Annotated in this window: 13 protein-coding genes and 2 tRNA genes; 3 read left to right on the plus strand and 12 right to left on the minus strand. The window is 64.1% G+C overall.

What is annotated here, in order from left to right; translation table 11 throughout:
* Positions 1 to 188: 188 nt before the first annotated feature.
* Complete coding sequence (locus tag ACN0YF_RS11610; protein ID WP_417494514.1) at positions 189 to 842, minus strand: protein-L-isoaspartate O-methyltransferase family protein; 654 nt, start codon at positions 840 to 842, stop codon at positions 189 to 191.
* A gap of 186 nt (positions 843 to 1028) precedes the next feature.
* On the opposite strand from ACN0YF_RS11610, the gene ACN0YF_RS11615 reads away from it, so the two are divergent.
* A tRNA-Cys gene (locus ACN0YF_RS11615) sits at positions 1029 to 1102 on the plus strand.
* Positions 1103 to 1194: 92 nt separating this feature from the next.
* Here the strand turns inward: ACN0YF_RS11615 and ACN0YF_RS11620 are convergent.
* Positions 1195 to 1539, minus strand: coding sequence for an Mpo1-like protein (locus ACN0YF_RS11620; protein WP_417482578.1), 345 nt, complete (start codon positions 1537 to 1539; stop codon positions 1195 to 1197).
* Between the two features lie 381 nt (positions 1540 to 1920).
* Between ACN0YF_RS11620 and ACN0YF_RS11625 the strand changes: the two genes are divergently transcribed.
* Positions 1921 to 1996, plus strand: a tRNA-Asn gene (locus tag ACN0YF_RS11625).
* A gap of 23 nt (positions 1997 to 2019) precedes the next feature.
* Here the strand turns inward: ACN0YF_RS11625 and ACN0YF_RS11630 are convergent.
* The 4 genes from ACN0YF_RS11630 to ACN0YF_RS11645 all read right to left on the minus strand — a co-directional run bounded on the left by ACN0YF_RS11630 (position 2020) and on the right by ACN0YF_RS11645 (position 6557).
* Positions 2020 to 2760, minus strand: a complete 741-nt coding sequence (locus tag ACN0YF_RS11630; RefSeq protein WP_417494515.1) for a prephenate dehydrogenase/arogenate dehydrogenase family protein — start codon at positions 2758 to 2760, stop codon at positions 2020 to 2022.
* 75 nt (positions 2761 to 2835) lie between these two features.
* Positions 2836 to 3516, minus strand: a complete 681-nt coding sequence (locus ACN0YF_RS11635) for an SET domain-containing protein (protein WP_417494516.1) — start codon at positions 3514 to 3516, stop codon at positions 2836 to 2838.
* Positions 3517 to 3603: 87 nt separating this feature from the next.
* The gene (locus tag ACN0YF_RS11640; protein ID WP_417494517.1) at positions 3604 to 5484 is read right to left on the minus strand and encodes an ABCB family ABC transporter ATP-binding protein/permease; all 1881 of its coding nucleotides are present in this window, start codon (positions 5482 to 5484) and stop codon (positions 3604 to 3606) included.
* Positions 5485 to 5561: 77 nt separating this feature from the next.
* Positions 5562 to 6557 carry an Ig-like domain-containing protein gene (locus ACN0YF_RS11645; protein ID WP_417482582.1) on the minus strand — a complete coding sequence of 332 codons (996 nt, stop codon included), beginning with the start codon at positions 6555 to 6557 and terminating at the stop codon, positions 5562 to 5564.
* Positions 6558 to 6691: 134 nt separating this feature from the next.
* On the opposite strand from ACN0YF_RS11645, the gene ACN0YF_RS11650 reads away from it, so the two are divergent.
* Positions 6692 to 7255, plus strand: coding sequence for a TIGR00730 family Rossman fold protein (locus tag ACN0YF_RS11650; protein ID WP_417494518.1), 564 nt, complete (start codon positions 6692 to 6694; stop codon positions 7253 to 7255).
* Here ACN0YF_RS11650 and ACN0YF_RS11655 read toward each other — a convergent pair.
* The 6 genes from ACN0YF_RS11655 to ACN0YF_RS11680 form a co-directional block, all read right to left on the minus strand.
* Positions 7252 to 7455 (minus strand): helix-turn-helix transcriptional regulator, encoded by a 204-nt coding sequence (locus ACN0YF_RS11655; RefSeq protein ID WP_417482584.1) that lies wholly within the window; start codon positions 7453 to 7455, stop codon positions 7252 to 7254. The two genes, ACN0YF_RS11650 and ACN0YF_RS11655, sit on opposite strands and share 4 nt — an antisense overlap.
* On the minus strand, positions 7452 to 7838 hold the full coding sequence (locus tag ACN0YF_RS11660; protein ID WP_417494519.1) for a hypothetical protein: 387 nt from the start codon (positions 7836 to 7838) through the stop codon (positions 7452 to 7454). Before ACN0YF_RS11660 ends, ACN0YF_RS11655 begins: the two co-directional genes overlap by 4 nt.
* 1 nt (position 7839) lies before the next feature.
* Positions 7840 to 8001: a hypothetical protein gene (locus ACN0YF_RS11665; protein ID WP_417494520.1), complete on the minus strand. Its 162-nt coding sequence runs from the start codon at positions 7999 to 8001 to the stop codon at positions 7840 to 7842.
* A 157-nt stretch (positions 8002 to 8158) separates the two neighbouring features.
* Positions 8159 to 9502, minus strand: a complete 1344-nt coding sequence (gene gltX / locus ACN0YF_RS11670) for a glutamate--tRNA ligase (protein ID WP_417494521.1) — start codon at positions 9500 to 9502, stop codon at positions 8159 to 8161.
* Positions 9503 to 9570: 68 nt separating this feature from the next.
* On the minus strand, positions 9571 to 9987 hold the full coding sequence (locus ACN0YF_RS11675; RefSeq protein WP_417494522.1) for a hypothetical protein: 417 nt from the start codon (positions 9985 to 9987) through the stop codon (positions 9571 to 9573).
* Positions 9988 to 10990: 1003 nt separating this feature from the next.
* Entirely contained in the window at positions 10991 to 12652 is a 1662-nt protein-coding gene (locus tag ACN0YF_RS11680; RefSeq protein WP_417494523.1) for an NAD+ synthase, read from the minus strand.
* Between the last annotated feature and the right edge of the window lies 1 nt (position 12653).

The following is a 12653-nucleotide window of genomic DNA, read 5'->3' on the forward strand; positions in this document are numbered from 1 at the left end:
ACTTAGGCACCGTCATCATAGCGCCTCAAGAACGAGAGGCCAGTACCACTCTTGTCGCAGCCATATAGGCATGGCCACGCGACAATTGAACAGCGTTCACGATTATAGTTTCGCAATCCCGGCCCCATGACTGCGTTTAACGGCCGGCACCGGGGATTCCGTCGCCCGAATGCAACACTTTGCAGTGGCTAGAATGCGAAGCCGGGCTCCGGCTCGAAACCGGGCAGCAGTCTGGCCGTCGCATCAAAGACAATGCGCTCGCCGATTCCTGCCGCAGAACGCGTGAAAACCGTGGCCTTGCCGACCGGTCCCTTGCGGACGATCGCCACCAGACGCCCGCCCGGCGCGAGCTGATCGAGCCAGGCCTGGGGCACGGCGCTGACCGAACCATTGACGAAAATCACATCGAACGGCCCCTGGGCCGGCACACCCAGCTTCGGATCGCCGGTGATGATGACAGCATTGTCGGCACCGATATCAGCCAGCAGCCCGCTGGCCCGCGACAGCCCGTCCTCATCATCGTCCAGACCAACCACGGTCTCGGCCATGTGCGACAGGATCGCGGTCGAATAACCGCGCCCGCAGGCGATATCGAGCACGAGTTCGTCGGGCTGGACTTCCGCGGCGTGAATCAGCTTGGCCAGATCGCGCGGCCGCATCATCGTGCGCTTGTCACCGGTGGCGACTTCCACATCGGCATAGGCCGAGGCGATGCGCGCGCGCGGCGTGAAGAGATGGCGGGGCACGGTCATGAAAGCCGCGATCAGGCGGCGATCCGTGACGTCGGCCGGGCGAATCTGGCAATCCACCATTTGTTTGCGGGCCTGGTCAAAATCGTTCACGGCTCTCTCCCTGCCTGGGTCCGGCCTCGCGCCGGTGCTGGCGCTGATATATCCTGCTGCGGCCAAGGCGGGCAAGCACTGTGCTGCGTGCGCATCACATACCGGTGCAACTGACAAGTTTCACCACTCCATGCCCTCGCCGATTGCCCCCGGCGCGCGGCGCGGTTATAGGTCGCAATTGGAGCTGGCACCGTGGCGGAGTGGTTACGCAGCGGATTGCAAATCCGTCCACCCCGGTTCGATTCCGGGCGGTGCCTCCAAGCTCCCTCACCCCGACATTACAGCGCAAGTCAGCCCTCCCGGGGGCGAAGCGAATCTCCCGAAAGATCACGCCGGGCAGAGCTGACAGGGATCAGGCTTCAGCAGAGGCCGCGCCAATGCCGGCCTTTTCGAGCTCGGCATCAAGCCGCCCGGTCAGGAACATCAGATACATCCGGAAATCCCCGATCAGTGACCAGAGCGGGTAGGTGAAGGTGGCCGGCTTGTTGCGCTCGACAAAGGCGTGGCTGACCCAGGCGAAGAAATATCCGGCCAGGGGCACAGCCAGCAAGGCCCACCAGGTCTGGGTCAGAATCGCGCCGAGCAGCACCAGGACCGCCAGGGTCGAGCCGACATAGTGCCAGTGGCGGGTCGCAGGCCGTGCATGTTCGCGCAGATAATAGGGCCAGAATGATTCGAAATTCTGATGCTCGCGCATGTGATTCTCCCCGAAATTGCCATCACAGACCCATATCACAGGGCGCGGGCCGGTCGGAAACCCGCTGCATCATGGATAATCTCGACCTAACGCAACACGCCATATTTCCATGTATCGATTAGGTTTTCAGCAATCACACTGAACCAAATGAGAAAATCCGCCGCGGAAATTAACCGGTCCTTAAGGGCTCTCGGGTGAATTTGCTCATGTCTTCCCGTGAAGACACCCCACCATCCACCCAATGCCTTTTCGGGAGCCCAGACGGCTCCCGATTTTTTTTGCCTGCGAATAGCAGAGCAAATGCAGAACTCTGGCAGCAACGCGCTTGCCACCGCCGCAAAAGCTCTGATATACGCGCCGTCTCGCTTGCGAGAGAGATGTTCCCCGGTAGCTCAGTTGGTAGAGCAAGCGGCTGTTAACCGCTTTGTCGCTGGTTCGAGTCCGGCCCGGGGAGCCACTCTCGCAAGCGAATTATCCCTTTCAGGTCTTTGCCCGCGCCTCGAGCCGCCCGTCGAACCTACGCGCGGCCTCGAAAAAGCGCTTGCGCAGCGAGGCGGCATAGGGATTGAGCTGCTCGATCGCCTGGAAGAGTTCGTCGCTGTCATTGCGCACCAGATCCGTCGCCTGACGCAGAAGATCATAGCTTTTCGTGGTGTAGGGCGGCGGCGGGATATCCAGCTCGGCGATTACGCGCGAGACCAGATGCGTCAGCGCCTGCACATTGGCCATCGCCCGGTCATGCGTGTCCGCATCGGACAGATGCACCTCCAGCCCCAATACATCGCCGCACAACGCTTCCACACCGCCAGCATCAGCGCCGGCCTCGGGACAGATCACGATTGACTGCCCCGCCAGCCCCTGCGCTGCGCTTTGCGGTCCGAACAGGGGATGCGTGCCGATAATGCGGACATGGTCGGGCAGCGTGTCACGCATCACCCGCATGGGCTCGACCTTCACCGAGGCGACATCAAGCACCAGCGCGCCCTGTGGCAGCACAGCGGCGATCTCGCTGCAGGTCTGCTCCAGTGCCTGTACCGGCACCGCCAGCACCACGATCGGACAGGCTGCCGCCTGCGCCAGGCTGACACGCTCAATGCCGACCACCGGCGGCGCATCGGGATCATGGCCCAGAATGTCGAAATGCGGGGACAGATGCCCGGCGGCAAAGCGCCCGAAAGCCCCCAGCCCGATCAATCCGATCTGTTTGCGATCCTCGGCCAAATCCAATTCCCCTTCGCCAGCTGTGGCGATTGAACGGGATTTCAGCCCGGCGGGCCAGCGCGATTGCTGCCGGCCTCAGATATGGTGTGTCGCCGCGCCGCAATTGCAGGCAAAACCGCCGACAATCTCGCCCTCATTCTCGATATAATCGAAATTGACTTCCTCGCCCGCCGCGATGGCGCGATCGGCGCGCAGCAAGGGCCGCGCCGGATCGGTGGCATCGATGACGCTGTTGGCCTCGCAGCAATGGTTGATATAGCGCAGATAGCCGGTCGGCTCGCAGTGGACCTCATCGGTGATGCGCGCGGAATGAGGTGTCTGCACGCTCGTCATCTCGCCGCGAATCACGGTGATCACATCGCCGGCTGCCAGGTCGCGCCGGGCGAAGACGCCATGACCGTGGATCGGACTGGTCTGGATTTCGACGCGGGAATCATACTCGGCCATGAAAGCCGCCGGAGCGCCGTTTGCACTGCCGGCACCGAGTTCGACGCGGCGCCCGGACAGGACCAGCTCGCCCTCGCCGCGCTCGATGATCCTCAGGTCGAGAATCGCCGTCGCGGCACCCGGCGCACCCAGCTCGGCGATAAAACCATCGGCATGACCGCTGCGGCTGCGCAGATGCGTCACACCGCCGTCCGCGCCCAGCGCCGTTACCTGCCCCATCCAGACATCGCCCTGACGGCGAAGTTCGATCCACTCAAACACTCGGCCGCCATCACCCGGATAACTGGCCAGGAACTCACCAACTCGCACAACACCACTCCCATGGAACGAGAATCGAGCTTGGCACAGCTACAGGATGTGGAGAAGGACGGATCGAAGCGGAGCATGAATAAAGTATCAAGGCGCGTCGATCGTCATCACCGGATCGCCCGCCTCGCTCTGGCGCTTCCACATCCGCGCATAGAGCCCGTCGCGTTGCAGCAGCTCGTTATGCGAGCCCGCCTCGACGATTGCGCCGGCATCCATCACATAGATCCGGTCCGCATTGGCGATGGTCGAGAGACGGTGGGCGACGGCGATCGTGGTCCGTCCCCTCGCCGCTTCAGCCAGGGCCGCCTGGACCTCTTTTTCCGTCTCGCTATCGAGGGCCGAGGTCGCCTCGTCGAGCACCAGCACGGCCGGGTTCTTCAGGATTGCCCGCGCCACACCGACGCGCTGTTTCTCGCCGCCGGAGAGTTTCAGGCCACGCTCCCCGACGCGCGTCTCCAGCCCTTCGGGCAGCTGGCGGACGAATTCGCCCAGCTGGGCCCGCTCCAGCGCATCGAGAATATCGGCCTCACTGGCCTCGGGACGGCCATAGATGACATTGGCGCGCAGCGTGTCGTTGAACAGCACCACGTCCTGCGGCACCAGGCCGAGCGCGTCGCGCAGGCTCTCCTGCGTCACATGCCGCAGGTCCTGGCCATCAATCAAGACGCGGCCGGCCTCGGGATCGTAGAAACGGAACAGGAGCCGCAGAATGGTCGACTTGCCCGCCCCTGAGGGCCCACACAGGCCGACAAAACTGCCCGGCGCCACATCCAGGCTGACACTGTTGATCGAGCGGACACGGCCATCATGGGCGAAGCTGACCTCGTCAAAACTCACGGCGCCGCCCTTGAGCACAAGCGGTTTGGCATCCGGCGCATCGGCGACATCGGGCTCGAGCGCCAGCGTGTCGAACAGGCGTTCCATATCGACGGCGCTCTGCTTGATCTCGCGATAGGCCCAGCCAAGGATATTGAGCGGCTGGTAGATATTCATCAGGATCAGCGTCACCGCGGCGACATCGCCCGGCTGCAGCACGCCGTTCCAGGCCTTCCAGCCCGCCATCAGCGCCATCGCCAGCAGGCCGGCATTCATCACCAGGGCCTGGCCGCCATTGAGCACGGCGAGCGAGGATTGCGACTTGGCCGCGGCGTGGGCATAGCGCTGCATCACGCTGTCATAGGCCTCGGTCTCACGCTGTTCGGCGGCGAAGGCCTTGACGGTCTCGAAATTGATCAGGCTGTCGACGGCGCGGGCATTGGCCTCGTTGTCGGCATTGTTCATGTCGCGGCGGATCTTCACCCGCCAGTCGGTGACCGACCAGGTCATCACCATGTAGACGCCGACCGTGACCAGCGAAATGGCGGCAAATTCCCAGCCATAATTGATGCTCAGCACGCCGGCCGCGAGCACGAGTTCGAGCAGGGTCGGGGCGATATTGAAGATCAGGAAGCGCATCAGGAAATCGACGGCGCGGGCACCGCGATCAATGATGCGGTTGAGCGCGCCGGTGCGCTTCATCTGGTGAAAGCCGATCGACAGCCGCTGGACATGGCCAAAGGCCTTCACCGAGGTCAGGCGTTGCGCGTCCTGGCTGACGGGAGCGAACATGGCATCGCGCAATTGCGGCGCCCCGACCGAGAGGAAGCGCGCGGTGGCATAGGCGATGAAGGCGATGACGAAGGCCGTCAGCGCGCCGCTGGCGACGGCACCGGCGGTGACGGACGCCGCTGCGTCGGGACTGGCCGCATGTGCGGCGATGGCATTGATCCCGTCGCCGAAGAAAACCGGGGCCGCGACGGCAAACAGTTTGGCGATCACTGTCAGAACCAGCGCCGCCACCATCCGCACCCGCCAGCGCGCCATGTCCGGCGAGGCGAGCAGGCCGAACAGCCGGGCCATGGCCGGGCCGAGGCCGGCCTCGCTGGTCTTGCCGGATTCGTCGAGGGGATCAGGGGTTGAGGGTCGCATCGCACCCACAGATAGGGCGCGCGCGCCTCAAGCGCCAGTGCCGGACCTGAAGCGTCCGGCACTCATGGCAGCCGCGATCAGTCCTGACCGGTCTCGTCGTCTGTTGGAGCCGTGAAGACCTGTCCGGGATAGATCAGGTCGGGATCGCGGATCTGGCTGCGATTGGCCTCGTAGATCACCGTGTATTGCACGCCGCGGCCATAGAGCTGGCGCGCCAGCCGCCACAGCGAATTACCCGGCTGCACCACGACAGAATTCGGACCGAGATTGAGATCTTCGGCGGCGACACGTTCGAAGGGCAGCGCGATTACGGCGGTGACATTGCCGTCGGCATCAAGCTGATCGACCTGGAGGTCGTAACGGCCCGGCGGCAGCAGCGCACCGGCCAGCAGGGTCCAGCGGCCATCCGGTCCGGCTGTCACCGAGCCGACCATGGCACCATTGGCGAAAATCCGCACGGTCGAGCCGGCCTCGGCGCGCCCGGCAAAGATCACCGCACCGGTCTCGTCATAATCGACGGTCTCGAGGACGAGGCTGCCCATTTCCGAATCGGCACAGGACGGGCACTGCCAGACGCGGCTGGCTTCACCCGGACGGCCGACAACGACCAGCGGCGTGGCACCGCGTGATTCCGGAATCGAAACCAGCACGACCTGCTCCGAGCTCAGCTCGCGGCCATCGATGGCCCGCATCACCAGGCCAAGCTCGATCGCGCCGGACGGCAGCGGTTCATTAAGGATGATCACCCATTCGCCTCGATCATTGACCGTTTCGCGGGCAATTTCCTCGCCATTGGCCAGCACCATGATGGCGGCACCCGGTTCGCCACGCCCGGCGATGACCGCCGTACCGGCAGGCGCCACGCGGACGATGTCGAACACCGGCGGGGCCAGCATGCTGGCGGCATCACTGCCGGTAACGGTTCCGGCGCCGGCGGTAACCGCGGCATCCGGACGGGTTGGCGATTGTTCAGGGCCACTCAGCGCGGGCCTGTACAGAATGAAGGCCAGCGCGGCAGCAATCGCCAGCGCAGCCAGTGCCGCAGCAATGATAAACGACCGCGTTGCGGTCATGGCCGCTCTCCTGTTCCAAACTGACCGGGGCACATGCTGCTATCGATCATGAATTCACCTGATGCAATCCTCGCGCCGCCGGGCTAGGGCGAATACCATCACCAATAAGGAAATCAAACAAGGGCGATGCTTCGATGGCAAAACTAAGGTCGATTGGTGTCTTTTGCGGTTCACGTCTCGGTGAGCGCGAAAGCTATCAGGATGCCGCCGAAGCGGTCGGCCGCGCCATCGCCCGCGCCGGTGCGCGCCTGGTCTATGGCGGCGGCGATGTCGGGCTGATGGGCGTGGCGGCCTCGACCGCAGCGGCCGAGCACGGCACCGTTCTGGGCATCATCCCCGGCTTCCTGATCGCGCGCGAAGGCCATCTCGACGGCGTCGACATCCGCATTGTCGAGACCATGTCGGAACGCAAGGTGCAGCTGATCGACGAGTCCGACGCCTTCATCATCCTGCCCGGCGGCACGGGCACGCTGGAGGAAGTCTTCGATGTGGTCTCGCGCCAGCAGCTCGACCTGCACGACAAGCCGGTGGTGTTTCTCAATGCCGAAGGCTTCTGGGACCCCTTCGTCGCCCTGATCGAGCACACGGTACGCGAAGGCTTCACGCCGCAATCCCTCGCCGACCATATCCGCCTCGACGATGATGCCGAGAGCGCCGTGCGCCATATCATGAGCACGATGGACGCGGCCGGGCTCTAGTCGGCCTCCCCGGCGGGGTCAAAGACATCCTCGATCCGCAATTCGAAGGCCCCGGCCAGGGCAAAGGCCAGGGTGAGCGAGGGATCATGCTTGCCGGTCTCCACCGCATTGATCGCCTGGCGCGACACGCCGACGCGCTCGGCCAGCTCGGCCTGGCTCCAGCGCCGCTCGGCGCGCAGGACTCGCAGTCGGTTCTTCATCGGTAGTGCCACCGCAGGATACAGCCCGTCAGACCGGACAATCCGACCATCACCGGCAGCACCCAGATCAGGGAGATCGACGGCAGATCGACCGCCCCTTCGGCAAAGCCATAGGCGAAGCAGCCAAAGCCCGTCAGCAGGGCTGCGATGAGCATGGATTCGGAGATGATGCGGCGTTTGAACTCGTCGCGCGAATGATAGAACACCATCACCGCATGCAGGCCATAAAGCCCCGGCAGAACCGGCAGCAAGGCCAGGCCGCCGCGCCAGAGCGGCGCCAGTTCATAGGTGTTCAGCACATGGACCGAGGCGAACAGCAAGGCGGTATAGCCCAGCATCGCGCCCCCGAAATGGATGAGATAGCGTCGGACAGCGGGTTCCATATCAGTCTCCCTGTTGGGTGGATGTGACAGCGGCCGACTCGCCCGGCGATGCCGCATCGGGCTGCCGCACGGCGGAAACCGCGACGATGATCGCGATCAGCGGGCCGATCAGGGCGAGCAACCAGGCGCGCAATTTGGGGGACTGCAGTCGATTGAGATGCATGATCGCCTCTATCAGGTGTTAATGACGAATTGTCATGTTTACCTGACACTCTCGACACCAGATGTCAAGTGATCCTGACAAAATGAGATGTAGACAAGACAAAAAAGCCCCGCGCGATGCGCAGGGCCTTCTTGAAAACGAAGCGGGTGGCCTCGCCCTAGGCGGTTTCACCCTTGAGCCGGGCGATCGCGCGTTCGCGGCCGATCAATGGCAGCATGACCGCCATCTCCGGCCCGTGGGCCTCGCCCGTCAGCGCCAGGCGCAGCGGCATGAACAACCCCCTGCCCTTGCGGCCGGTCGCCTCTTTGAGCGCCGTCGTCCAGGCGCCCCAGCTGTCACCGTCCAGCTCGCCGGCCGGCAGCATTTCGGCAGCTGTCGCAGCGAATTCGGCATCCTCATCGGCAATCGACGGCGTCACCGGTCCGGAGACCAGGGCGGCCAGCGCCTTGGCATCGGACAGGCGTTCGAGATTGGAGCGAACCCCATTCCAGAAGGTTTCGCCGCCATCGGCGCCCATGGCCGCGAGGCGGTCCTTCACCTCGGCATAGGGTTTGGCGTGCAGCAATTTGGCATTGATGCGCTTGAGGTCTTCCGGATCGAAGCGGGCCGGCGAGCGCGACAGCTTGCCGAGGTCAAAATCGTCCAGCAAGGCCTCGACCGTCTCGAACGCGTCGACGGCGTCCGACGTGCCCAGTCGGGCCAGCAGCGAGATCACCGCCATCGGCTCGAAGCCCTCGACATCGCGGATATCGGAGATGCCGAGCGAGCCGATCCGTTTCGACAGCTTGCCGCCATCGGCGCCGACCAGCAGGGCCTGGTGCCCGAACATGGGCGCCTTGCCGCCCAGCGCCTCGAAGATCTCGATCTGGGCGCCGGAATTGGTGGTGTGATCCTCGCCGCGGATGATGTGGGTGATCTTCGCATCGATATCATCGACGACGCTCGGCAGGGTGTAGAGATAGCTGCCATCCTCGCGGATCAGGATCGGGTCGGACAGGGAGGTCGTCTCGATCGAGACATGGCCACGCACCATATCCTCCCAGACCACCGGATTGCCCGACAGCTTGAAACGCCAATGCGGCTCGCGGCCTTCCGCTTCGAAGGCGGCTTTCTGCGCATCGGTGAGGTCCAGCGCCGCGCGGTCATAGACCGGCGGGCGGCCATTCTTCATCTGCAGCTTGCGTTTGCGGTCCAGCTCGTCGCCGGTCTCGTAACAGGGATAGAGCAGCCCGTCGGCGCGCAGCTTGGCGGCCGCAGCCTCATAGAGATCAAAGCGCTCGGACTGCTTGAACGTCTCGTCCCAGCCAATCCCCAGCCAGGTCAGATCCTCGCGAATCCCGTCCTCATAGGCCTTGGTCGAGCGCTCGGTATCGGTATCGTCAATCCGCAACAGAAACGTCCCGCCCGCCTTCTTGGCGAACAGATAGTTGAAGATCGCAGTGCGAACATTGCCGACATGAAGCTTGCCGGTCGGGCTCGGGGCAAAACGGACTTTGGTCATTGGAAAACGCCTGCAAGGAGTGGAGGCGGTGGCTTAACGCTGTCGCGGGCTGCGGGCAAGCGGGGGTGTCAATATGGCGCGCGGGGGCGGCCGGCGAAGTGCCAGTAGGCGAAGCCGGCAATGCCTGCGACAACCGACAGCAGGACCGGGAGCCAGCTGCCAGCCTGATTCCCGTCGGTGGGCGTGATCAGGGCCGAGAATGCGAGCAGGATACCAGCGGGCACGGCCACATCGGCGATCCCGCGCCGCCAACCGAACCAACGCACCAGATGCACCAGCACAAGGGCCGGGATGGCTGTCAGCACCAGGGTGTAGATGATCGCCATCAGCAGCACGACGAGGCTCGCAAGCACATTCTCGCCGTCATAGCCCGCTCCCATGGGCACCGCCAGCGGCGCAGTCAGAAACAGCCCCCCGACCATACAGGCCAGAACCCAGGCCAGGATCGCCCGCGCACGTCTTCCCGCCTCGAAACTGATATACATTCCCGCCCCCCGGCTTGACGGTCCATCATGCCGCACTTGGCTACACCGTCCAGAAAAATATGACGGGACGCATGCCATCCGCGAGTCCACGGCATGCCCACCGCGCGCCCTGCCGAGCCATTACACGCCTCCCGCTGGCGAGGCGGCGCTTCCAGATCAGCTCGTCAGGGTTTTGCCCGGCACCGGCCGGGCAGAACTCACCCTAAACCCCTTGCCAAGCAAAGGCGCCAGACTGGAATTGACAGGTCAAGGGTCCCGACCGCGGAGCGGCGCCTGCGGCGCCCTTGACCTGTCAATTCCAGTCTGGCCGGGTCTCGGCATGGGTTTCAGGGCGGGGTGTGGGCCGGATGGGCCCATTTCCAAAAACTTCCAATAGCACTCTTCCCCCGGACTTGTTCCGGGGCCTGCCGGAGCGGGCTTGAGCTCGCACTGTCAACGCATGGCAGGCCCCGGAATTCGCTGCGCTCCTCCGGGGGAAGGTAGTGTGGTGGTTTGGTGGGCGCCAATATTTCGGCAGCCTATCCCCGCCCTCTACGATTTTTCCCACGTCATCCTGACGAAAGTCAGGACCTCGACGTGACAGGTGCGGAGCCTGCAATATCGAGGTCCCGACTTTCGTCGGGATGACGATAAATTGGCGATGTTATCCCCACCCCCAGAACCCTGGCGCATAATCCCCCCGTTCCGGTTGCACGGGAGGCGTGAGCTCAGTCACTTGCGGCGATCGGGAGCGTGGAGCCCATCCGCACGGAGGCGTGACAGCCCGAGTTCCGGTGGGGCCATGATCGGGGAAGTGAGGCATTAGGGCTCGACCAATCTTCCACGGTCATTTCGAGGCAGGGCCCGCGAGGGACCTGAGTAAATCTCCACGTGCGGGACGTCTCGAATGTCTCAACTCATTATTGCGCTACTCCGGCATTCGCCGGCGTCCCGCACACCTCCCAATACGGGGAGGCCCCAGCAAACCTCCAGCGGCCAGCCGCGTGGAGATTTTCGTGCAGGATCAATCGGCGCGGAAGCGGTTGGTCATCGGATAGCGGCGGTCGCGGCCGAAATTCTTGGGGCCGATCTTGACGCCCGGCGGGGCCTGGCGACGTTTGTATTCGGCGCGGTAGAGCAGGTTCTCGATCCGTCGCACGGTGTCCGCATCATGGCCCTCGGCGACGAGGTCGCGCGGCGCCTTCTCCTCCTCGATCAGGCCGTAGAGAATGGCGTCGAGCACGTCATAGGGGGGCAGGCTGTCCTGGTCGGTCTGGTCCGGGCGCAGTTCGGCGCTTGGGGCCTTGGTGATGATGCGGCGAGTGATGACCTCGCCGGCGGGGCCCAGCCCGATCGGCTCGGCCGCCTCATTGCGCCAGCGGGCCAGCTCATAGACTTCCGTCTTGTAGATATCCTTGAGGGCGTTGTAGCCGCCATTCATATCGCCATAGAGCGTGGCATAGCCAACGGCCATTTCCGACTTGTTGCCGGTGGAAAGCACCATGGGGCCGAACTTGTTGGACAGCGCCATCAGCACGACGCCGCGGGCACGCGACTGGATATTCTCCTCGGTCGCATCGAGCTTGGTACCGCGGAAGGCCGGCGCCAGGATCTCGCCGAAACTGGCAATCGCGGGTTCGACATCAATGATGTCGTAGCGAATGCCGAGGCGCCGGGCGCAATCCTTCGCGTCCTCGAGGCTCTCCTCGCTGGTATATTGCGAGGGCAGCATCACGGCCCAGACCTTGTCCGGCCCCAGCGCATCAACCGCGATGGCGGCGCTGATCGCACTGTCGATGCCGCCGGACATGCCCAGCACGATACCGGGGAAACCATTCTTGGTGACGTAGTCGCCAAGGCCGCGACACATGGCACGCCAGTCAGCATCCAGGCCGGTGACAGGCTCGGCCTGCTGCGCGCCCTCGCAATGCCAGCCGGTGGCATCGAGGGTCCAGACCGCCAGGTCCATGCTTTCCTCGAAGGCCGGCAGGCGCTGGCATTCGGCGCCATCGCTGTCGCGCGAGAAACTGGCTCCGTCGAAGACAAGCTCGTCCTGACCACCGACCTGGTTGACGAAGACCAACGCCTTGGAGCCGGTCCAGCGATCATACCAGCGGTCAAAGGCGCGCTTGCGCTCGCGCTCGATCGAACGGCGCCAGGGCGAGCCATTGATCGAGATCATCATCTCGGCGCCCTGGGCGATCAGCTTGTCGGGGACAGCGACATACCAGATGTCCTCGCAGATCGGCAGGCCGAGCCGGATGCCGCGCCACTTGACGATCTCCGGCATCGGTCCGCGCGCAAAGACGCGCTTTTCGTCGAACACGGAATAGTTCGGCAGATCATGCTTGAAGCGGAGGGCGAAGAGCCGGCCTTCATCGAGCAGGGCGACGGCATTGTGCAGCAGGGCGCCCTCGCGCCAGGGCAGGCCGATAATGATGGCGGGGCCCTTGCGGGTGTCTTCGGCGAGCGTGTCGAGGGCGCGCTGGCAGGTCTCGACAGCCGCAGGCTTGAGCACCAGATCCTCGGGCGGGTAGCCGATCAGAAAGAGTTCCGGGAAGACGATCAGATCGGCACCGCGCGCAGCGGCTTCGGCATGGGCCGCACGGGCCCGGGCGAGATTGCCGTCCACGTCGCCGACCACCGGGTTGAGCTGAGCGGAGAGGATTTTCAGTGTCTTGGTCATG

This window comes from Maricaulis sp., assembly GCF_048270265.1.
Taxonomy (GTDB): Bacteria; Pseudomonadota; Alphaproteobacteria; order Caulobacterales; family Maricaulaceae; genus Maricaulis.